The organism is Streptomyces sp. NPDC007872 (assembly GCF_042868165.1).
In the GTDB taxonomy this organism is placed as follows: domain Bacteria; phylum Actinomycetota; class Actinomycetes; order Streptomycetales; family Streptomycetaceae; genus Streptomyces.
On the sequence record NZ_JBIAEA010000009.1, the window covers coordinates 250,938 to 269,709 of the forward strand.

Below are 18,772 nucleotides of genomic sequence, written 5' to 3' on the forward strand. Positions count from 1 at the left end.
ATGGAGGCGAGGGCGCCGCGCGGCGACGGGGGGAAGCAGGACGGCGAGGCGGGGCGCGCGCCCCGGGTGGGGGCCGCCGTGCGCCGTCGGCGGCGGTCGCTCGACCTCACCCTGGCCGAGGTGGCGGAGCGCAGCGGGCTCTCCTCGCCCTTCCTCAGCCAGATCGAGAACGACCGGGCCCGCCCCAGCATGCGGTCGCTCCAGCGGATCGCCGACGCGCTCGACACGACCGCCGTCCGACTGCTCGCCGCGTCGGACGAGACCCGCACGGTGGACGTCGTCCGCGCCGACGACGACAGCGGTCTGCGGGACGGCGCGCGGGTGCGGCCGGTGGTCCGGGGCCGTCACCAGGTGCACGCCCTGGAGTTCACCGGCGAGCACGACGCGGACCGCGAGTTCCTGCACCGCAACGACGAGTTGCTGTACGTCGCGGACGGCGCGGTGGAGGTCGAGGCGGAGGGCCGGGTCCACCGGCTCGGACGCGGGGACACCCTGCTGATGTCCGGCGGGGTGCGCCACCGCTGGCGGACCGTCGGGCCCGGCGCGCGCGTCCTGGTGGTGGCGGTCGCCGACCACGTGGAGGTCCTGGAACCCTGACGCGGCCGGCGACCGGGGGCTCAGGGGGAGCCGGCGAGGCCCGGGGGGCCGGTGAGCCTCTGGGGCCCGGTGAGCCCTGAAGGTCCACTGAGCCCCGGGGAGCCGGTGGGCCCTGGAGAGCCGGTGAGCCCCGGGAGCGCCGAGCCGTCGGGGAGCCGGCCCGTGAGCCGTACCGGCCCCTCCGCGGTGGTCCGGGCCGTCAGGAGCGGGCCGCGCGCGGTGGCGGTCACGGCTCCCCCGGCGGTGACGCCGGTCAGCCGGCGGCTGCCCGCCGCGAGCAGGTACCGCGTGCCCGACCGGGCCGTCCAGTACGTGCCCGCGAGGACGTCCTGGCCGAAGCGGCTGCACGCCGCCGTGTCCCGGAGCCCCGCCACGGTCCGGGGCGCGGAGCCGCCGGGCGCCTCGAAGGAGACGGTCACCCGGCCGCTCCCCTCCCAGGTGTCCGCGCGGGAGCACACCCACCGGGCCCGGCCCGCCCGCTCGGGCAGGGACTGTTCGGCGTACTCCCAGCGGTTGACCGACCGGACCCCGGTGCCGCGCAGCGCCGCCAGGGAGCAGGCCGAACGCGCCCAGGCCGCGAGCCCGCGTGCGCCGGTCGCCTCGCGCGGCGCACGGGCCGGGACGTCCGCGCCCGGCGGCGGCGTCCACGTGAGGTGCGCGGGGACCGGTTCCCCGAGGTCCGCGAGGAGGAAGGCATGGTCCTCGACGATCCGGGCCGAGGAGCGGAGCTGGAGCGCGGTCACGCCCGCGCACGCGCCGGGCGCACGCCCCGGTTCGTCCGCGATGCCGTACGGGACGGGGCCGGTCACGCCGTCCGGGGCGACGTCCAGGGGGCGGGCGGGGGTGCCGGGCGCGCCGAGGTCCCGTACCGCCGCCTCGGCGATCCAGGGCGCGAGGAGGTAACGCGCCCGTCCGGCGGTGCGGGTGAGGACGACGGCGGCGCCGGTGGTGACGTCGGCGTCGTCGACCCGCGCGAGGTCGAGGGCCACGGGCCCGCGTCCGTCGCGGGGTTCGGCGTACCGGGCGATCCTGCGCCCGTCGTGCAGGAGCACCACGGCCGTGCCGTCGACCGTGCCGGCGTAGAGGAGCCGGGGCGGTTCGGCGGGCGGTGCGGCGGACGTGCCCGGGGTGACGGCCGGCCGGACGCCGTCCGCGGCGCCCCGGGTCCAGGTGTCCAGGGCCCGCCGGAGCAGGGCCGTGTCCCCCGTCCCGGCGCCGCGCGCGGGCCAGGCGGTGAGGTCGACGCGCGAGGTGTCGGCCCAGCGGTCGGGGGGCGTGCGCGGGAGCGCGGCGGGGTCGGACGCCGGGGCGGGGGCGGGCGGGGAGGCGACCGGTTCCGGTTCCGTGCCGGCCCGGACCCCGGCGGTGACGGCGACGCCCGCCGTGACGAGCAGCACCGCGCCGGCGAGGGCGGCGAGCCGGGTGTGCCGGCGGCGGCGCAGGAGGTCGGTGGGGCGGGTGTGCACGGTGCACGGGTCGAACTCGGCGCTGCGGAGGAGCGTCCCGACGTCGGTGCCGGACGCCGCGCCGATCCGTTCGGCGGCGCGGAGGGCGGCTGCGGGGTCCGCGACGTCCGCCGAGGCGAGGAGCCGGGCGGTCGCGTCGGCGGGGAGGCCTTCGAGGATCCGCAGGGCGAGCGCGGCGCGCGTCTCGGGGGCGGCTTCGGCCAGGGCCCGGTCGAGGGCGAGTTCGTCGGTTCCCCCGGCCCGGGGGAAGAGCCGCAGGCCGAGCACGAGGGGCAGCCGGAGCGGGGCCGCGAGGCGGCGCGGCGGGCGGAGCGCGGCACGGACCACGGCCGCCCGCAGCCACGCGTGCGCGGGGCGCTCGCCGGCGCGCTGGCCGGGCAGGGAGATTCCGGCGGGCGGCGGGCCGGCCGGGGGCGCCTCGGACGAGGACGTCGCGGGCGGGGACGTCGCGGTGCGGGACGCCTCGGTCGGAGACGTCTCGGTCGGGGGTGCCTCGGCCGGGGACACCTCGGTGAGGGACCCCTCAGTTCGGGACGCCTGGGCCGGAGACGCCTCGGTTCCGGCCGCCCGAGTCGAAGACGCCTCGGTTTCGGGTGCCTCGGCCGGAGACGCTCCGTCTCCGGCCGCTCCGGTCGGGGGCTGCTCGGCCGAAGGTGCCTCGGACAGGGGCTCCTGGGCCGAAGACGTCTCGGCCGAGGGCTCCTCCCTCCGGGGCTTCCCGGGCCGCGGCCTCCCGGATCCCCGGCCGCCGGTCGCCTCCGCCAGGGAGTTCTGGACGAGGGCGTGGGCGGTGAGGACGCGGCGGTGGCGTCCGAGCGAGGGCGGCAGGACGAGGTAGGCGAGCCGTACGAGCGCGGGGTAGTGCTCGACGAGCGCGGCCTCGGCGGCCTCGCGGGCGGGGCGACGGGCGGATGCGGGCACGGACGCGGACGCGGATATCGAGGTGCCGGGGGCGGCGTGACGGGACGGCATGCCCGGCAAACGAGTCCGAGGGGTCCCGCGTCACTCCGCTCCCGTGGCGGGTCCACGCCTCCGGCACTCGCCGGTCCCGGAAACGGAGAAGGCGCGGGGCCACCGACCCCCTTGGTCCGGTGGCCCCGCGCGGGGATGCCCTTCGGGCGTGCTTCGCGCGCGGGGGACCCGATTCCCGTCGGGTCCGCCCCGCGACCGCTCCCGCCGCGGGTTCCGCGCGCCCGGCGCCTACTTGGGCATGAGGACGGTGTCGACGATGTAGACGGTCGCGTTGGCCGTGGGGACGTTGCCGCAGACGACCTTCGAGGTGTCGTTGACCGTGTACTCCTCGCCCGAGCCCTTCGTGGTCAGCATGCCCTTCTGGAGGGTCTCGAAGGAGCCGTTCTCCAACTGCTTCGGGGTCAGCTTCTGGCCCACCACGTGGTACGTGAGGACCTTCGTGAGCATGTCCTTGTCGGCCAGGACCTTGTCGAGGTCGGCCTTCGGGATCTTCGCGAAGGCGTCGTTGGTGGGCGCGAACACGGTGATGTTCTGGGCGTTGTTGAGGGTGTCGACCAGACCGGCCTTCTTGACGGCGGTCACCAGGGTGGACAGGGCCGGGTTGTTGGAGGCGGCCGTGGCGACGGGGTCCTTCGCCATGCCGTCGAACGAACCGGCGCCCTCCTTGGGCACACCGGCACAGGCCGGGCCGAACGGACCGTCGGGGGTCATGTCCGAGTCGGCGGGGGCCGAGGAGTTCTCCGCGGCGGCGGAGCTGGAGGCCGGGGCCCCGGCCCCGGACGCCTCGTCCTTGCCGGAGTCCGAGCAGGCCGCCAGGGAGAAGGGCAGGACGGCCGCGGCGGCCACGGCGACGGCGGTGCGACGGATGCGGGAAGTGGTCATGGGAGGAAACCTCTTTGGTCCGGATGCGTAGGGAACTGCGCACGTGAAGGGGGAGACGGCCCCGCCTCCCGGTCGGGAGGACGGTGGCGCGTCCGGGCCGTCCGCGACGAATCGTTCGCTTTCGGCCCTGCTGTCACGGGTCATTCGGCGCCGGCCGCCGATCGGATGGGTCCCAAAAAAGCTTTCACCCGTTCGAGTGAGAAAAAGGCCGCGCGTTAGGGTGTGGGGTGCTCCCCCGGACCCTCCCCGCCCGCCCGTCCCTCGCCGACTCCGTCCTCCTCTCCCACACGGAACGGGGGCGGGAGTGGCCGCTCCTCGTCTGGGCCCCGGGGCCGGGCGTGCGGATGGTGTCGAGCGCGGTGCTCGGCGGGGGCATCGGTGCGCGGGAGTGGGTGGTCAACGCCCAGGTGCCGCCCGGTTACGACCGGCTCGACCCCGTCGCCCACCTCCGCGAACTCGCCTCGGGCGCCGGGCTCTCCGGTCCGGGCGTGGGCCTCATGACGGCGGCCTCGGTCGCGGACCGGCGCCACGCGGTGGACGGCGGCGCGCACGCCGTGGTCACGGCCGGGATCGGGGTACGGGGCTGGGCCGCCGCTCCGGGCGTCGGCGGGGTCGCGGTCCCGCGCCCCGGGACGATCAACATCGTCGTGTCGCTGCCGGTGCCCCTGACGGACGCGGCCCTCGTGAACGCCGTGGCCACCGCCACCGAGGCGAAGACGCAGGCCCTGGTCGAGCTGGGCGCCGACGCCTCCGGCACCCCGACGGACGCCGTCTGCGTGGCCGCGCCCTGCCCCGTGGAGAACGTGGAGGACGCAGAGGGCGCGGGCGACAGGGCGTTCGCCGAACCGTTCGCCGGGCCGCGCTCCCTCTGGGGCGCGCGGCTCGCCCGCGCCGTGCACCGGGCGACCCGGGAGGCCTGCGCGGGACTGCTGGCCGCCGAACGCACCGGTCCCGCCGCCTGACGCGCACTCGCATCGGTTGTGCGTCGTAACCTGGCCGTATGACCGAATCGGCGACGTACGGACTCACCACCGGAGCGGTGGCGCGGCGCCTCGGGGTGTCACCGACCACCCTGCGCTCGTGGGACCGGCGGTACGGGATGGGGCCCGCCGCCCGCCAGGGCGGGCGGCACCGGCGCTGGGCCCCGGAGGACGTCGCGATGCTGGAGGAGATGTGCCGGCTGACGGCCTCGGGCGCCCCTCCGGCCGAGGCGGCGCGGATCGCGCGGGCGGCCAGGACCGGGGCGGAGGGCCCCGGTGCGATCCTCGGAGCGGTTTCCGGTACGGCCCCGGGGACGCGGGCCCGGCCCACCGGGCCGGAGCCGTACCCCGACCGCCTCGCAGGGCCGCTCCGGGACCGTCCCGAGGAGCCGGGGCCGGCCCGGCAGCCCGGGTCCGGCAACGGGCTTCCGCTCGGTGACGTGCGGCGGGAGTGCCGGGGGCTCGCGCGGGCCGCCGTGCGGCTCGACGGCCCCGCCCTGGACGCCCTGCTCCGGGACGCCGTCGCGGACCACGGGCTCGTCACCGCCTGGGAGGAGGTGATGGCCCCGACCCTGCACGCGGTGGGCCGCAAGTGGGAGTCGTCCGGGGACCGCTACGTCGAGGTGGAGCACCTGCTGTCCTGGCACGTGTCGACCGCGCTCCGGCAGGTCGCACCCGCCGGACGCGGCTCCCTGGCCCCCGTACCGCCGGTGCTCCTGGCCTGTGTGCCGGGCGAGCAGCACACTCTGCCCCTGGAGGCGCTGGCGGCGGGGCTCTCCGAGCGCGGTCTGCCGACCCGGATGTTCGGCGCGGCCGTCCCCGCCGAGGCGCTCGACGCCGCCGTGCGGCGCATGGGTCCGGCCGCGGTCGTGCTCTGGTCGCAGGCGCGCTCCACCGCGAACCACGCCCTCGCCCGGCACGTCGCCGGGAGCTCGTTCGGCGTGAAGGGCGCGCGGACGCGTCCGCTGATGCTCCTGGCCGGCCCCGGCTGGGCGGGCCGGGGCCTGGGACCGGGGATGCTGCGCCCGGGCGGCCTGCGGGAGGCGCTCGACGCGCTCTCCCACCACGCGGGGACGCGGGTCACCGCGCCCCCGGTGTGAGGGGGCCCCGGGCGCGGTGCGGGCCCCGGGCCGCTATCCGTGCGAGAGCAGCGCCGCCGTGAGTTCGGCCGCCCTGCGGTGCCAGACGTCCGCGCCCCGGAGCATGGCGTGGCCGCCGATCCGCATCGGGATGCCCACCGCGTCGGCTCCCGCCGCCCTGGCCCTGCGGACGAAGTCCCAGGACTCGCGGGCTGAGGTGACGCGGTCGGTCTCGTCGTGGAGCAGGTAGAGGCGCCGGCCGCCGAGGTGCTCGACGGGCTCGCCGGACGGGCACCAGGGCGCGAGGGCGACGACCCCGCGCACGGCGGGGTCGCCCGCGGCGCGGAGCGCGGCGCGGCCGCCCATGGAGTGGCCGAGGAGCACGACGGGCACGGGCCCGATCCGCTCGCGGAGGTCGTTCAGGGCGGTCTCGGCGTCCCGGGCGGCGTCGGCGCGCGCCCCGTTCCAGCCGCGGTGGCGGTAGCGGACCTCGGCGACGAGGACGCTCCGGCCCCGGACGGCGCGGGTGACGGCGGCGGCGAAGGGGCGCATGCGCAGCGCCGGGAGGTTGAGGGCGGGCGGTGGCTCGGGCCCGTCGGCGCGGCCGCCGTGGAGCAGCAGGACGGCCGCGGTGGGCGCCGCGGGGGCGCTGCGGACGAGGAGGGCGCCGGTCTCGGCGCGCCGGGTGCGGCAGACGTTCACCGGGCGGCCGTCCCGTCCGCGCGCCGGTGCGCCGGCCGGGGGGAGAACCCGCTCTCGCGGGCCTTGTGGGCCGCGTGTCCGGGCCGCTGCGCCATATGGGCCTCCAGAAGTCGCTTGCCGCTTCCCAGGACGAGCGGTCCGCTCGTGACGAGGGGGGAGACGACCGTGAGGCCCGCAGTCTGCCAGGTCCCACGCGGCGTCAGGTACGGGCCCCACCGGAAGGACGGGCCGGACGCGCGATCTCCGTGGCGGGCGGGCGTCGGGCGGGGCATAGAACGTCAGGTCGTCCCGGGGGCCGTTCAGGCCGTGACGGCCCCGCCGGTGGCGGCTTCGGCGACGGCGAGGCTGCGGCGCATCCGCTGGAGGCCCCGGCGCGCGTGGCTCTTGACGGTGCCCAGGGGCAGGCCCGTGCGGTGGGCGATCTGCGTCTGCGTCAGGTCCCCGAAGAACGCGAGGGCCAGGACGTCGCGCTGGACGCGCGGCAGGCGGGCGAGTTCGCGGGTGACCACGATCCGGTCGAGGACGTGGTCGGGCCCCTCCCCGGTGCCGTCGGACGGGGGCAGGGCCGCTCCGGCGGCGGCGACGAGGTCGAGCCTGCGGGTGCGGGCGCCGAGGGCGTCGGCGATCTTCCGCCGGGTGATGCCGACGAGCCAGGCGGGTACGGAGCCGCGCTCGGGGCGGTATCCGGCACGGCCGCGCCAGGCGGCGAGGAAGACCTGCTGGGTGACGTCCTCGGCCTCGCGCGGGTCGCCCAGGGCGCGGGAGGCCAGGGTGTGCACGAGGCGCGCCCAGCGGTGGTGGGCGAGGGCGAGGCAGTGCTCGTCGCCCCGGACGAGCCCCCGGCCGACCTCCGCGTCGGAGAGGGCGGGAAGGGCCGCTCCGGCGTCCGGGGGGAGGTCCGTCGCATGGGCCGCCGGGGCGGCCGGGTCGTACGCGGGGGCGGGGCCGCGGACGGCCGTACGGGCTGCGTTCATGGCGAAGCTCCTCCTCGCTGGGGCTCCGTGCCCCCGGCTCCCTCAGCCTCCGTCCGGGGGAAGGGGTGGCTCAACTCGCATCGTTTGTGCGTCGTCTTCCGCTTTTCGACGCACCGCCGCCCGCTCGGACGCGCCCCCTACTCCAGGCCCCGGCCGTGCCGGAAGCGGGCGGTGCCGTCGGCGAGGGCGATCAGCGGCTCGGGATAGTCGCGCGCGGCCCCCTCCCGGTCCTTCCGCTTCCAGGGCTCGTGGACCGAGGCGCCGGGCAGGGCGGCGAGTTCGGGGACCCAGCGGCGGACGTAGGCGCCGTCGGGGTCGTAACGCTTGCCCTGCGTCACGGGGTTGAGGACCCGGTTCGGCCGGCTGTCGGCCCCGGTCCCGGCCACCCACTGCCAGTTGAGCTGGTTGTTGGCGAGGTCGCCGTCCACGAGGAGGCGGAGGAAGTGCCGGGCGCCCTCCCGCCAGTCGAGGTAGAGCGTCTTGGTGAGGAAGGAGGCGGTGAGCAGCCGGCCCCTGTTGTGCATCCAGCCCTCGTGGGCGAGTTGGCGCAGGGCCGCGTCCACCACGGGGTAGCCGGTGCGGCCCTCCCGCCAGGCCCGCAGGTCCGCCTCGGCCTCCGCGCCCCGCCGCCAGCGGTCGTGCCGGGGCCGGTAGTCGTCGGCGGCGATCGCGGGGCGCGCGGAGAGCATCTGGCGGTGGAAGTCCCGCCAGCAGAGCTGCCGTACGAAGGCCTCGGCGCCCGGACCGCCCCGGGCGCGGGCCCGGTGGACGGCCTCGGTGGCCGAGAGCGCGCCGAAGTGGAGGTACGGGGAGAGCCGCGAGGTCGTGTCCCCGGCGAGGTCGTCGTGGCCGGTCTCGTAGGCGTCGGCGTGCCGGGACAGCCAGGCGCCGAGCCTGCGCCGGGCCGTGGTCTCGCCGCCCTTCGCGAGGCCCTCGGACACGTCCGCCACGGAGGCGCGCGACGGCGGCCCGTCGGAGCGCAGACCGCTCGGCACCCGTACCCTCCGGGGGGCCGCCAGGGGCGCGCGGAGCCGTTCGCCGGACCAGCGGCGGAAGTACGGGGTGAAGACCGCGAAGTGGTCGGAGCCCTGCGGGGTGACGTCGCCGGGCGGCACGACGGTGGTCACGGCGTCGTGCACGTAGAGGCGGCGCCCGTCGGACTCCAGGGCGTCCCGCAGCCGCGCCTCGCGGGCGTGCGCGAAGGCGGAGTGGTCGGCGGCCATGTGGACCTCGTCGGCGTCGGACTGCCGCACCGCGCCGCAGACTTCGGCCACGGCGTCGCCCTCGCGCACGACGAGCCGTCCGCCGCGCTGCCGCAGTCCGGCGTCCAGGTCGGTCAGGCAGTCGGCGAGGAAGGCGAGCCGGTTGGGGACGGCGAAGCCGGCCCGGTCGACGGCGGGGTCCCGGACGAACAGCGGGACGACCTCGTCCGCCGCGTCCACGGCGGCGCGCAGGGGCGGGTGGTCGTGCACCCGGAGGTCGGAGGTGAAGAGGACGACGGAGACGGTCATGGCGCCTGGTTCCTGGGGTTCGGCCACCGGACGGCGCCCGCGGGGGCAGGACGCCCGGTGGACTGCGACTGTGGTGCGGCCCTGCGGCCGCGTGGCGGCCGTGCCGTCCCTTTTCCGCCCGCGACAGGCGTACGGATGCGGGGGCGCTCCGCGCGGGCCGGTGCGCCCCGGAGGGCCCGTCCCGCTCCGGCAGGCCCCCGCGCACGAACCTCACGCGCGGGGCGGTGCCTCCCCCGCGTGGGCCGGTACGTCGCCGGTGCGGGCGGGCGGCCCGTCCGCGTCCTCCGGCGACACGGGCTCCCCGGCCGCCGCCCGTTCGGCCGTGCGGGCGATGTTCCGCGCCATGCCGCCGAAGACGACCGCGTGGAACGGCGCCACGCTCCACCAGTACACCTGTCCGGCGAGTCCGCGCGGATGGAACAGGGCGCGCTGGCGGTAGCGGGTCCGCCCCTCCTCGTCGCGTTCGGAGCGCATCTCCAGCCAGGCGAGCCCGGGGAGCCGCATCTCCGCGCGCAGCCGGAGCAGGCCGCCCCGCTCGATCTCCTCGACCCGCCAGAAGTCGAGCGCGTCGCCGACCCGGAGCCGCTGGGCGTCCCGGCGGCCCCGGCGCAGGCCCACGCCGCCGACGAGCCGGTCGAGCCAGCCGCGTACGGCCCAGGCCAGCGGGAAGGAGTACCAGCCGTTCTCGCCGCCGATCCCCTCGACGACCTTCCAGAGGGTCTCCGGCGGGGCGTCGACGGTCCGTTCGCGTTCGTCGGTGTAGAGGCTGCCGCCGGCCCAGTCGGGATCGGTGGGCAGCGGGTCGCTGGGCGCGCCGGGCAGCGAGGCGGAGGACCACCGGGTGGTGACCTTGGCCTCCTGGATGCGCTGGAGGGCGAGGGTGAGGGCGCGGCCGAAGGGGATCGGGGTGCCGGGCGGGTCGGGGACGTACTCCGCGATGTCGTGCTCGGCGCAGACCACCTCGTACCGCAGCGACTCCGCGAGCGGCCGGGCCAGGCCGGCCGGGACGGGCGTGACCAGGCCGATCCAGTGGCTGGACAGGCCGGGGGTGAGCATCGGCACGGACACGATGAGGCGCTTGGGCAGGCCGGCGACCGCCGCGTACTCGATCATCATGTCGCGGTAGGTGAGGACGTCCGGGCCGCCGACGTCGAAGGCCCGGTTGACGTCCGGGGGCATGTCCGCGCTGCCGACGAGGTAGCGCAGCACGTCGCGCACGGCGATGGGCTGGACGTGGGTCCTGACCCAGCTCGGCGTCAGCATCACCGGGAGCCGCTCGGTGAGGTAGCGGAGCATCTCGAAGGAGGCGGAGCCGGAGCCGATGACGACGGCGGCCCGCAGCACGGTCGTGGGGACGCCGGAGTCGAGCAGGATGCGGCCGACCTCGGCGCGGGAGCGCAGGTGCGGGGAGAGTTCCTCCTCGGGCACGCCCTGCGGGGTGAGGCCGCCCAGGTAGACGATGCGGCGGACGCCGGCGGCGCGGGCCTCCTCGGCGAAGGTCCGGGCCGCGCGCCGGTCCGTCTCCTCGAAGTCGTGCCCGGAGCCGAGGGAGTGCACCAGGTAGTAGGCCACCTCCACGCCCTCGAACGCGGGCTTCAGGGTCGCCGCGTCGGTGACGTCGCCCTTGACGATCTCGACCCGGTCGGCCCAGGGGTAGTCGCGGAGGTTGGCGGGGGCGCGGGCCAGGCAGCGCACGCGGCGGCCGGCGTCGAGCAGCTCGGGGACGAGCCGCCCGCCGATGTAGCCGCCGGCACCGGTCACGAGACAGAGGCCGGACCCGGGACCGGACGGGTCGTCCGGCGTCAGGCCTTCCGGCTCCGGGTCGGACGGCGTCGGGCCGCTCGGCTTCGGGTCGTCCGGCGTCGGGCCTTCCGGCCTCGGACCGTCCGATGCCGGGCCTTCCGGCCTCGGACCGGACGGCCTCGGACCGTCCGGCGTCGGGCCGGGCGTGGCCCTGGGGTGTGTCGCCATGGCAGGGAGTGCTCCGTTCCGTCCCGGGGGCGGGCTCGCCGGGACCCGTGCGGGTCGGGTCCCACGCCGCTTCTTCTCCCACCATGGCCCGGACGGATGCGGAAGGGCGATGTCTATAGGCTGAACGCGTGGCCCGCGAAGAAGACCGAGACGTTCCCGCCGCCCCGCCGGGCGGCGCCGGTGACCTGCACAGTTTCGCCGTCGCGCTGCGGCGGACGCAGGGCGAGATCAACCGCCTCGTGCACGGCTTCGCCCAGACCCAGGGGCTGCACCCCACGGACGTGCAGGCGCTCGCCGTCGTCCTGGACAGCCCCGAGCCGTTGACGCCGGGGCGGCTCCGGGAGCACCTCGGGCTCACCTCCGGCGCGGTGACGGCCTGTCTGGACCGGCTGGAGCGGGCCGGGCACATCCGCAGGTCCCGGGAGAGCGCCGACCGCCGCGTGGTGCACGTGCACTACGAGGACGGGGCGAGGGCGGCGGCCCGCCGGTACTTCCTGCCGCTCGCGGAGGCGACGGCCCGGGCGCGGGACCGGTTCGACGACGACGAACTCGCGGTGGCCCTGCGCTTCCTGAACGTCCTGAACGACGAACTGGGCGCCCTGCGCGTGCCGCGCCGCTGAGCCGGGCGCGCCGCGGAGCGGGCGCGTCGCGAAACGGGCGCCCCTCGGAACGGGCACCTCGCGAAACGCGAACGCCTGCGCCGAACGGGTGCATCCGTACGGCCCGTCACCGCCGAAGGTCCCACGAGAGCACGCGTACGCGGTGTTCCGTGGCATCCGATCGCCCGTTCCGGGTACCCGGGCGTCCGGCCCCTCCCCGGAGTGGTACACACTTCTCTCAATCATTGAGATTGTTAATGGTCAAGTCATAGTTCGGAGATTCGATGCCCCGCGCCCCCCGCCGGACCCGCTTCCTCGTCCCCCTGGTCCTCCTCCTCGTCTGGCTCGCCGTCGGCGGCGGTCTCGGCCCCTTCGCCGGCCGGCTCGGCGAGGTCTCCACCAACGACCAGGCGGCCTTCCTGCCCCGCAGCGCCGAGTCCACCAAGGTCATCGAGGCGCAGAAGTCCTTCCGCACCTCGGAGTCGGTGCCCGCGATCGTGGTGTGGACGGCGAAGGACGGCGGCACCCTGGACCCCGGCTCGGCCGACGCCGCCACCCGGTCCCTCGCCGCGCTCTCCGGCCGCCCGGGGACCGCCGGGCCGCCCTCCCCCGCCCTGGCCTCCGAGGACGGAAAGGCGCTGCGGGCCGTCGTCCCGCTCCGGCCCGACCTCGGCGACGCCCTGCCGGACACGCTCGACGCGGTGCGGAAGGCGGCGGCCCCGGTGCCCGGGACGACCGTGTGGCTCGCGGGCCCCGCCGCCACCCAGGCCGACCTCTCCGACGCCTTCTCCGGCATCGACGGACTGCTCCTCGCCGTCGCCCTGGTCGCGGTGCTGCTGATCCTGCTCCTCGTCTACCGCAGCGTCCTGCTGCCCCTGATGATCATCCTGGGCGCGGTGTTCGCCCTCGGCCTGGCCTGCGCGATCGTGTACGTGCTCGCCGACGCCGGCCTGGTCAGGGTGGACGGCCAGGTGCAGGGCATCCTGTCCATCCTGGTGATCGGCGCCGCGACCGACTACGCGCTGCTCCTCGCCGCCCGCTACCGGGAGGAGCTCACCGCCCCCGGCGCCGACCGGTTCGCCGCCATGCGCAAGGCCCTGCGCCGCTCCGTCGAGCCGATCGTCGCCAGCGCCGCCACCGTCGCCCTCGCGCTGATCGCCCTGCTCGCGAGCGACCTGTCCAACAACCGGGCGCTCGGTCCGGTCGGCGCCATCGGCATCGTCTGCGCGGTGGTCAGCGCGCTCACCTTCCTCCCGGCGGCCCTGGCCCTGACGGGCCGCGCCGCCTACTGGCCGGCCCGCCCGAAGACGCTCCCGGAGGGCGCGGCCCCCGAGGCCGCCCGGGGCGGACAGGCCCTCTGGCGGCGCGTCGCCGCCGTGGTCGACCGCGCGCCCCGCAAGGTGTGGGCGATCACCCTCGCCGGCCTCCTGGCCTGCGCCGCCTTCGCGCCCGCGCTGAACTCCCGGGGCGTCCCCTTCGACGAGATCTTCGTGAACGACGCGCCGTCCGTCGCCGCGCAGGAGACCCTCGGCCGCCACTTCCCCGGCGGCGCGGGCAACCCCGCCGTGATCGTCGCCGACGCCGGGGCCGCGACCCGCGTGGCCGCCGCCGCGCGGGACGTCGAGGGCGTCGACTCGGCGTTCCCGGTGGACGCGACGGGCCGCCCGGCCCCCGGGAAGCCGCTCGTGGTCGACGGCCGGGTCCGGATCGACGCCACCCTCGCCGACGCCGCCGACAGCGACGCGGCGCGCGAGACGCTCGCCCGGCTCCGTACCGCCGTGCACGCGGTCCCCGGCTCGGACGCCCTGGTGGGCGGCTCGACGGCGCAGCAGTACGACACCCAGCGCACCGCCGCACGGGACCGCGCGCTCATCGTGCCGGTGGTCCTGGCCATCATCCTGGTGATCCTGGTGGCGCTGCTGCGCTCCCTCGTGCTGCCGCTGCTGCTCGTCGCCACGGTGGCGCTCAACTTCGCCGCCACCCTGGGCGTCTCGGCGCTCGTCTTCGAGCACGTCCTCGGCTTCACCGGCACGGACTCCTCCGTGCCGCTGTACGGTTTCGTCTTCCTGGTGGCACTCGGGGTCGACTACAACATCTTCCTGATGTCCCGGGTCCGCGAGGAGTCGCTGCGCCACGGGGTCCGCGAGGGCGTCCGCATCGGCCTGACCGCGACCGGCGGCGTGATCACCTCGGCGGGCGTGGTGCTCGCGGCGACCTTCGCCGCGCTCGGCGTGATCCCGCTGGCGTTCCTGGTGCAGATCGCGTTCATCGTGGCCTTCGGCGTCCTGCTCGACACCCTGGTCGTCCGCTCGCTCCTCGTCCCGGCCCTGGTCCGCGACCTCGGTCCGAGGGCGTGGTGGCCGGGCGCGCTGAGCCGTCTCCCCAAGGAGGGAGGGACCGCGCCGGACCCGTCGTAGACCGGACCAATCCCCCGGGGCCGCCGCTCCGAAGACCCCGCAGGAGCGGGGCACCCGAGGCCACGCAGGAGGGCACAGGCGGATGAGAGAGCACGCGCGCGTCGGAGGCGGTCCGGTCCCGGACCGGAGCGAGGGGCTGCCCGAGCTGATGGTCCAGGTGGCCCGCGGGGACCAGGACGCCTTCGCCGGCGTCTTCGACCGGGTCTCCGGCCCCGTCCTGGGCGTGGTCCGCTCGGTGCTGCGCGACCCCGCGCAGTCCGAGGAGGTGGCGCAGGAGGTGATGGTCGACCTCTGGCGCTCCGCCGCCCGCTACCGGCCGGACAAGGGCTCCGTCCTGAACTGGGCGCTGACCCTCGCCCACCGCCGGGCCGTGGACCGGGTGCGCTCCGAGCAGGCCGCCTCGGACCGCGCCCGGCGGGTCGCGCTGCTCGACCACAGTCCCGCGTACGACGAGGTGACCGAGGAGGTGGAGAGCCGCCTCGACCGCGAGCGGGTACGGCGCTGTCTGCGGGGCCTCACCGAGCGCCAGCGCCAGTCCGTGACCCTGGCCTACTACCGCGGTCTGACCTACCGTGAGGTCGCGGAGCTGCTCTCGCTGCCCCTGGGGACCGTGAAGACCCGGATGCGCGACGGGCTCATCCGGCTCCGCGACTGCCTGGGGGTGACGGCGTGACGACCATCGACGAACTGCACACGCTGACCGGCGCCTACGTCCTCGACGCCCTGGAGACGGACGAGGAGCGGGAGGCGTTCGAACGGCACCTGGCCCAGTGCGCCCCGTGCGCGGACGAGGTGCGCGAGCTGTCCGAGACGACCGCGCGCCTCGGCCTGGCCGTCGCCGCGCCGATCGACCCGGCCCTGCGCGCCGAGGTGCTGCGCCGGATCGTGGACGTCCGCCAGTTCCCGCCCCCCACCCGGCCCGTCGGCCGGTCGCCTGGCGGTCTCGGGAGGCTGCGGCGGCTGCCCCGCTGGGCGCTCGCCGCCTCGGTCGCCGGTCTGGTGGCGCTCGGCGGGGTCGCGGGGTGGCAGTACGAGCGCGCCGAGGACGCCGACCGGCGCGCGGCCGTCGCGGAGGAGCGGGCGGAGGCGGTCGCGGCCGTCCTCGCCGCGCCCGACGCCCGGGTCTCCACGGCCCGGCTCGCGGACGGCGCGGTGGGCACCCTCGTCCACTCCCCGTCCCAGGACCGGGCGGTGTTCGCCGCGGCGGGGATGCCGGCGCCGCCGCCCGGGAAGGTCTACCAGCTCTGGTACGACGACTCCGGGACGATGCGGCCCGCCGGTCTGATGACGCCGGGCGCGGCGACCTCGGCGGTCCTCCTGGAGGGGCCGGCGAACCGCTCGGCCGGGATCGGCATCACCGTGGAGCCGGCGGGCGGTTCGTCCCGCCCGACCTCGGACCCGGTGGCGACGATGGCGATGCCGACGGCCTGAGGCGGCGGGGCGGGGCGGCCACGGCCCGGGGGCGGCCGCCCCGTCCCGCTCACGGCTCTCACGGCGTTCCCGGCGTCCCGGTGGGCGCCGGCGGGGCGGGGCAGGCCACCGAGCCCGGCTTCACGGACAGCTTCAGCTTCGGGGTGGTGAGGAGGCCGGGGAGCTGGAAGTCCTGGGCGGTGCCGGTGATCCGGTCGAACTTGGCGTAGCGCGCCTGGATGCCGAAGCGGTGCTGCGGGCTGTTCAGCGGGTTGTCGACGTAGGCCCCGGAGGAGTCCTTGACGGTCTTCACGTCGGCGCCGTTGGTGTTGAGGTCGACGACGCCGTCCATGTCGAGGACGCCGGTGGCGCTCCTCAGGTCGAGGACGGTGTTCTTGGTCCTGATCTCCCAGGAACCGGGATTGTCGTCGCCGAGGGTCAGCATCAGGGTGTACGTGGCTCCGCCGATCTGCTGCTTCTGGCTCAGGCACAGGCCGTTGATCATGCCGTCCGCGAAGCCCATGCGGAGCACCCGCACGGTCCCGGCCGAGCCGTCGGGCCGTACGACGGCCTGGTCGACGACGGCGGCGCCGTACTGCGTCCCGTACAGGCTGCTGGTGGTGAAGTCGACGGGCCGGTCCTGGATCTGGAGGCCGACGGCGAGGGCGCCGGTCGCCATGGCGGTCCCGAGGCCGCCGGCGGCGAGCAGCGCGGGCACGGCGACGGCGAGGGACCGGCGCCAGTGGGTGCGTCCCTCCTCGGGGGCGCTGCGGCTTTCGGGGCTCATGGGGAGGTCACCGTGATGGTTCCGGGGAGGTGGACGGGGTTGTCGGTGGAGTTCAGGGCCGCGTGGTCGTCGACGGTCCGGATCGCGTAGATGTCCCCGGTGAAGTCCTCGGCCCCGGCAGTCAGCGGGATGAGGGAGCCGAAGAAGTCGAGGAGGCCCTGCACCCCGCAGATCTTGACGAGGACGCGGAGGCAGACGTTGCTGATGTTCCCCCACATCGTCGTCGTCTCGGGCTTGCCCGCGCTGTCGTAGCCGCCGAGGGAGCCCTCGTCCGGGACGTCGATGGTGACGGTGTGGCCGTTCGCCTTCTGGACCACCTTCATGTGCGAGCGGATCTTGAGCTTGGTGAAGGTGTACTTGTTGGTGGTCCGGGTCGTGCCGTCCGAGAGCCGGATGGTGACGTCCTTGTCGACGCTCAGCGAGACGGCGACCATGCTGTCGATGGTGACGCGCAGCGGGTCCGGGGAGGGCAGGAAGGGTACGCCGAGCGGCTGGACGGCGGCGGGCGCCCCCGCGGCGCTGCCCGGCTGCCCCGACCAGACGGCGGTGGCGACGGCGAGCGCCAGGGCGGTGCTCACGGCGAGGGCCCGCTGCCGGGTCCCGCCCGGCCGGGTCCTCACCCCTCCACCGCCCTGCGGCGCGGGCGCTTGGCTCCCCAGCCGACCATCATGGAGCCGCCGAGGACGCCGAGCGCCATGCCGAGCAGGAAGCCGCCCAGGTTGGAGACGACGAGCGAGACGACGGCGAGGATCGCGCCGATGAGCCCGAAGGTGTACCGCTGGGCGGGCAGCGCCATCGGGATGAGGCCGCACAGGATCATCCCGCCGCCGACGAGGTAGCCGGCGATCCCCCCGAAGCCCGTGCTCACGATCAACTGGAGCGAACTGAGGGAGAACTTGAGGACGGTCCAGCCCCCGGCGACCAGCCACACCCCGCCCCAGAAGGGGCGGGTGCGGCGGAAGGCCCGGAACCACGCCCACGCGGCCCGCACCCGGCTCAGCACGTCGTGGCCGATCCGGGAACGACCTTGATCTTCAGGTCGGGCAGGACGAGGGCGCCCGCCATCTCCGCGTCGTACGCGGTGGCGTTGAGGCCGTGCAGCTTGATGGAGCTGCCGCCCTCGCCGCCCGCCGAGCCGAGTCCGAAGCCGCCGGGCAGCGCGCCCGTGAGGGGCTTGCCGGCGACGGTGACCTGGTCGGCGGACTGGCCGAGCACCGCGTTCTGGAGGGTGGTGGGCCCGTACGCCTGGAGTTCGGTGGCCTGGATGTAGAGGTTCGAGGCGTCGATGTCGGTGGTGAAGGTCCCGGGCGGGGTGGCCGTCACCTTCTGACCGCCGGTCAGGAGCAGCGAGTACGGGACGCCGGCGATCTTCTGGTGGACGATCCCGCACAGTCCGGCGAGCCCGGCGCTGGCGAAACCGACGCGCGCCATGGCCGTGTTGGTGGTCGTGGTGCCGTCCGGGCGCCCGACGGCGGGGGTGTTGACGATGGCGCCGAAGCCGCTGCCCTGGACGCCGTTGGAGGTCAGGGTGAAGGGCTCGCCGGTGACGCTGAAGTTGGCGGCCAGCGCTCCCTGGGCCAGCGCCGTGCCGAGGGCGCCGATGGCCAGGGCCGAGGGGACGAAGGCGAGGGCGCCGCGTCCCCAGCGGGTGCCGCGGCGGGTGTCGTCGGCGGCCTCGGCCAGCATCCGGGTGTTCCAGTCGGCGGCGGCGCGGGCGCCGGCCGTGCGCATCCGGGCGAAGGACTTGCCCAGCCCGCGGGCGCCGGAGAAGAGGTGGTTCATGCGGATCCGCTCCCAATGGACACGGGGGGTACGGGGGTTTCGGCGGCCGTCCGGTCGCGGCGGAGGAGGCCGCGGGTCCGCCCGGCGGGCTTCTCGGGGAGCCAGGCGAAGGCCATGGAGCCGCCGAGGACCGCGAGGACCATGCCGACGAAGAGGCCGCCGAGGTTCGACAGCGGGAAGGAGGCGACGCCCGCGATCACCGCGAGGACGCCGGCGGTGTGGCGCTGGCTCGGCAGCAGCAGGATGAGCAGGGCCATCGCCATGAGGACGACTCCGCCCGCCATGCCCGCGATCCCGCCGATGCCGACCTGGAGGATCTTGCCGAGGGGGGCCATCGGAAGGAAGAAGATGACGAAGCCGCCGAGCCCGGTCCAGACGGCGGCCCAGAAGGGCCGGGTGCGGCGCCAGCGGCGGAAGGCCGCGCGGGCACCGCGGGGCCGGCCGGCCGGGGCGGACTCCCCGGACCCCCCGGACTCCCCGGACTCCTTGGTGAACGCGAGTCCCCCGGTGGAGGCGGGCCCTTCGGTGGACGCGGGCCCCCGGGTCGGCTCGGGCGGGTCGGTCGGCGGATCGGTGCTCATGGAGGCCTCGCAGCGGTGGGTCGGGGAGGTACGGGAGCGGGGGCGGGGTCCAGGGGGCGGGG

The 18,772-nt window shown here is 76.3% G+C and carries 18 protein-coding genes; 7 read left to right on the forward strand and 11 right to left on the reverse strand.

The genetic code is table 11. The features are described from left to right. Positions 1-597 carry an XRE family transcriptional regulator gene (locus ACFYNX_RS28515; protein ID WP_365547584.1) on the forward strand — a complete coding sequence of 199 codons (597 nt, stop codon included), beginning with the start codon at positions 1-3 and terminating at the stop codon, positions 595-597. A gap of 20 nt (positions 598-617) precedes the next feature. On the opposite strand, the gene ACFYNX_RS28520 is transcribed toward ACFYNX_RS28515, so the two are convergent. Both ACFYNX_RS28520 and ACFYNX_RS28525 read right to left on the reverse strand, forming a co-directional pair. Continuing rightward, on the reverse strand, positions 618-3,035 hold the full coding sequence (locus tag ACFYNX_RS28520) for a hypothetical protein (RefSeq protein ID WP_388665398.1): 2,418 nt from the start codon (positions 3,033-3,035) through the stop codon (positions 618-620). Between the two features lie 228 nt (positions 3,036-3,263). Next, positions 3,264-3,917, reverse strand: a complete 654-nt coding sequence (locus ACFYNX_RS28525) for a fasciclin domain-containing protein (protein ID WP_365547578.1) — start codon at positions 3,915-3,917, stop codon at positions 3,264-3,266. 227 nt (positions 3,918-4,144) lie between these two features. Between ACFYNX_RS28525 and ACFYNX_RS28530 the strand changes: the two genes are divergently transcribed. Next, positions 4,145-4,879: an adenosylcobinamide amidohydrolase gene (locus tag ACFYNX_RS28530; protein WP_388665400.1), complete on the forward strand. Its 735-nt coding sequence runs from the start codon at positions 4,145-4,147 to the stop codon at positions 4,877-4,879. A gap of 38 nt (positions 4,880-4,917) precedes the next feature. Beyond that, a complete protein-coding gene (locus ACFYNX_RS28535; RefSeq protein ID WP_388665402.1) occupies positions 4,918-5,997 on the forward strand; it encodes a MerR family transcriptional regulator in 1,080 nt (359 codons plus the stop codon). Between the two features lie 33 nt (positions 5,998-6,030). Here the strand turns inward: ACFYNX_RS28535 and ACFYNX_RS28540 are convergent, their stop codons facing one another. The 4 genes from ACFYNX_RS28540 to ACFYNX_RS28555 all read right to left on the reverse strand — a co-directional run bounded on the left by ACFYNX_RS28540 (position 6,031) and on the right by ACFYNX_RS28555 (position 10,924). Further along, positions 6,031-6,678: an alpha/beta fold hydrolase gene (locus ACFYNX_RS28540; RefSeq protein ID WP_365547569.1), complete on the reverse strand. Its 648-nt coding sequence runs from the start codon at positions 6,676-6,678 to the stop codon at positions 6,031-6,033. Between the two features lie 299 nt (positions 6,679-6,977). Next, on the reverse strand, positions 6,978-7,652 hold the full coding sequence (locus ACFYNX_RS28545) for a sigma-70 family RNA polymerase sigma factor (protein ID WP_365547566.1): 675 nt from the start codon (positions 7,650-7,652) through the stop codon (positions 6,978-6,980). A 137-nt stretch (positions 7,653-7,789) separates the two neighbouring features. Beyond that, entirely contained in the window at positions 7,790-9,163 is a 1,374-nt protein-coding gene (locus ACFYNX_RS28550) for a cryptochrome/photolyase family protein (RefSeq protein ID WP_388665405.1), read from the reverse strand. 210 nt (positions 9,164-9,373) lie between these two features. Further along, positions 9,374-10,924, reverse strand: a complete 1,551-nt coding sequence (locus tag ACFYNX_RS28555; RefSeq protein ID WP_388665407.1) for an SDR family oxidoreductase — start codon at positions 10,922-10,924, stop codon at positions 9,374-9,376. A gap of 338 nt (positions 10,925-11,262) precedes the next feature. Between ACFYNX_RS28555 and ACFYNX_RS28560 the strand changes: the two genes are divergently transcribed. The 4 genes from ACFYNX_RS28560 (at position 11,263) to ACFYNX_RS28575 (ending at position 15,581) form a co-directional block, all read left to right on the forward strand. Further along, positions 11,263-11,754 (forward strand): MarR family winged helix-turn-helix transcriptional regulator, encoded by a 492-nt coding sequence (locus tag ACFYNX_RS28560; RefSeq protein ID WP_388665408.1) that lies wholly within the window; start codon positions 11,263-11,265, stop codon positions 11,752-11,754. Positions 11,755-12,017: 263 nt separating this feature from the next. Then, the gene (locus ACFYNX_RS28565) at positions 12,018-14,150 is read left to right on the forward strand and encodes an MMPL family transporter (RefSeq protein ID WP_388665410.1); all 2,133 of its coding nucleotides are present in this window, start codon (positions 12,018-12,020) and stop codon (positions 14,148-14,150) included. Between the two features lie 82 nt (positions 14,151-14,232). Next, positions 14,233-14,823, forward strand: a complete 591-nt coding sequence (locus ACFYNX_RS28570; RefSeq protein ID WP_388665412.1) for a sigma-70 family RNA polymerase sigma factor — start codon at positions 14,233-14,235, stop codon at positions 14,821-14,823. Next, the gene (locus tag ACFYNX_RS28575; RefSeq protein ID WP_388665414.1) at positions 14,820-15,581 is read left to right on the forward strand and encodes an anti-sigma factor domain-containing protein; all 762 of its coding nucleotides are present in this window, start codon (positions 14,820-14,822) and stop codon (positions 15,579-15,581) included. The genes ACFYNX_RS28570 and ACFYNX_RS28575 overlap by 4 nt, the downstream gene beginning before the upstream one ends. 58 nt (positions 15,582-15,639) lie before the next feature. Here the strand turns inward: ACFYNX_RS28575 and ACFYNX_RS28580 are convergent, their stop codons facing one another. Genes ACFYNX_RS28580 through ACFYNX_RS28600 form a run of 5 tightly spaced genes read right to left on the reverse strand, consistent with a single transcriptional unit; the run spans position 15,640 to position 18,710 of the window. Continuing rightward, positions 15,640-16,347: a DUF6230 family protein gene (locus ACFYNX_RS28580; protein WP_365547550.1), complete on the reverse strand. Its 708-nt coding sequence runs from the start codon at positions 16,345-16,347 to the stop codon at positions 15,640-15,642. Continuing rightward, positions 16,344-16,967: a hypothetical protein gene (locus tag ACFYNX_RS28585; RefSeq protein ID WP_388665416.1), complete on the reverse strand. Its 624-nt coding sequence runs from the start codon at positions 16,965-16,967 to the stop codon at positions 16,344-16,346. Before ACFYNX_RS28585 ends, ACFYNX_RS28580 begins: the two co-directional genes overlap by 4 nt. Continuing rightward, on the reverse strand, positions 16,964-17,350 hold the full coding sequence (locus ACFYNX_RS28590; protein ID WP_388665418.1) for a DUF6114 domain-containing protein: 387 nt from the start codon (positions 17,348-17,350) through the stop codon (positions 16,964-16,966). The genes ACFYNX_RS28585 and ACFYNX_RS28590 overlap by 4 nt, the downstream gene beginning before the upstream one ends. After that, positions 17,344-18,129: a DUF6230 family protein gene (locus ACFYNX_RS28595; protein WP_388665419.1), complete on the reverse strand. Its 786-nt coding sequence runs from the start codon at positions 18,127-18,129 to the stop codon at positions 17,344-17,346. Before ACFYNX_RS28595 ends, ACFYNX_RS28590 begins: the two co-directional genes overlap by 7 nt. Further along, complete coding sequence (locus ACFYNX_RS28600; protein WP_388665421.1) at positions 18,126-18,710, reverse strand: DUF6114 domain-containing protein; 585 nt, start codon at positions 18,708-18,710, stop codon at positions 18,126-18,128. The genes ACFYNX_RS28595 and ACFYNX_RS28600 overlap by 4 nt, the downstream gene beginning before the upstream one ends. Positions 18,711-18,772: the final 62 nt, after the last annotated feature.

What these genes read in the sequence shown, in the direction of transcription:
- ACFYNX_RS28515 (WP_365547584.1), top strand. Translation starts at nt 1, where the DNA reads ATGGAGGCGAGGGCGCCGCGCGGCGACGGGGGGAAGCAGGACGGCGAG.
- ACFYNX_RS28520 (WP_388665398.1), bottom strand. Translation starts at nt 3,035, where the DNA reads ATGCCGTCCCGTCACGCCGCCCCCGGCACCTCGATATCCGCGTCCGCG.
- ACFYNX_RS28525 (WP_365547578.1), bottom strand. Translation starts at nt 3,917, where the DNA reads ATGACCACTTCCCGCATCCGTCGCACCGCCGTCGCCGTGGCCGCCGCG.
- ACFYNX_RS28535 (WP_388665402.1), top strand. Translation starts at nt 4,918, where the DNA reads ATGACCGAATCGGCGACGTACGGACTCACCACCGGAGCGGTGGCGCGG.
- ACFYNX_RS28545 (WP_365547566.1), bottom strand. Translation starts at nt 7,652, where the DNA reads ATGAACGCAGCCCGTACGGCCGTCCGCGGCCCCGCCCCCGCGTACGAC.
- ACFYNX_RS28550 (WP_388665405.1), bottom strand. Translation starts at nt 9,163, where the DNA reads ATGACCGTCTCCGTCGTCCTCTTCACCTCCGACCTCCGGGTGCACGAC.
- ACFYNX_RS28565 (WP_388665410.1), top strand. Translation starts at nt 12,018, where the DNA reads ATGCCCCGCGCCCCCCGCCGGACCCGCTTCCTCGTCCCCCTGGTCCTC.
- ACFYNX_RS28570 (WP_388665412.1), top strand. Translation starts at nt 14,233, where the DNA reads ATGAGAGAGCACGCGCGCGTCGGAGGCGGTCCGGTCCCGGACCGGAGC.
- ACFYNX_RS28580 (WP_365547550.1), bottom strand. Translation starts at nt 16,347, where the DNA reads ATGAGCCCCGAAAGCCGCAGCGCCCCCGAGGAGGGACGCACCCACTGG.
- ACFYNX_RS28595 (WP_388665419.1), bottom strand. Translation starts at nt 18,129, where the DNA reads ATGAACCACCTCTTCTCCGGCGCCCGCGGGCTGGGCAAGTCCTTCGCC.
- ACFYNX_RS28600 (WP_388665421.1), bottom strand. Translation starts at nt 18,710, where the DNA reads ATGAGCACCGATCCGCCGACCGACCCGCCCGAGCCGACCCGGGGGCCC.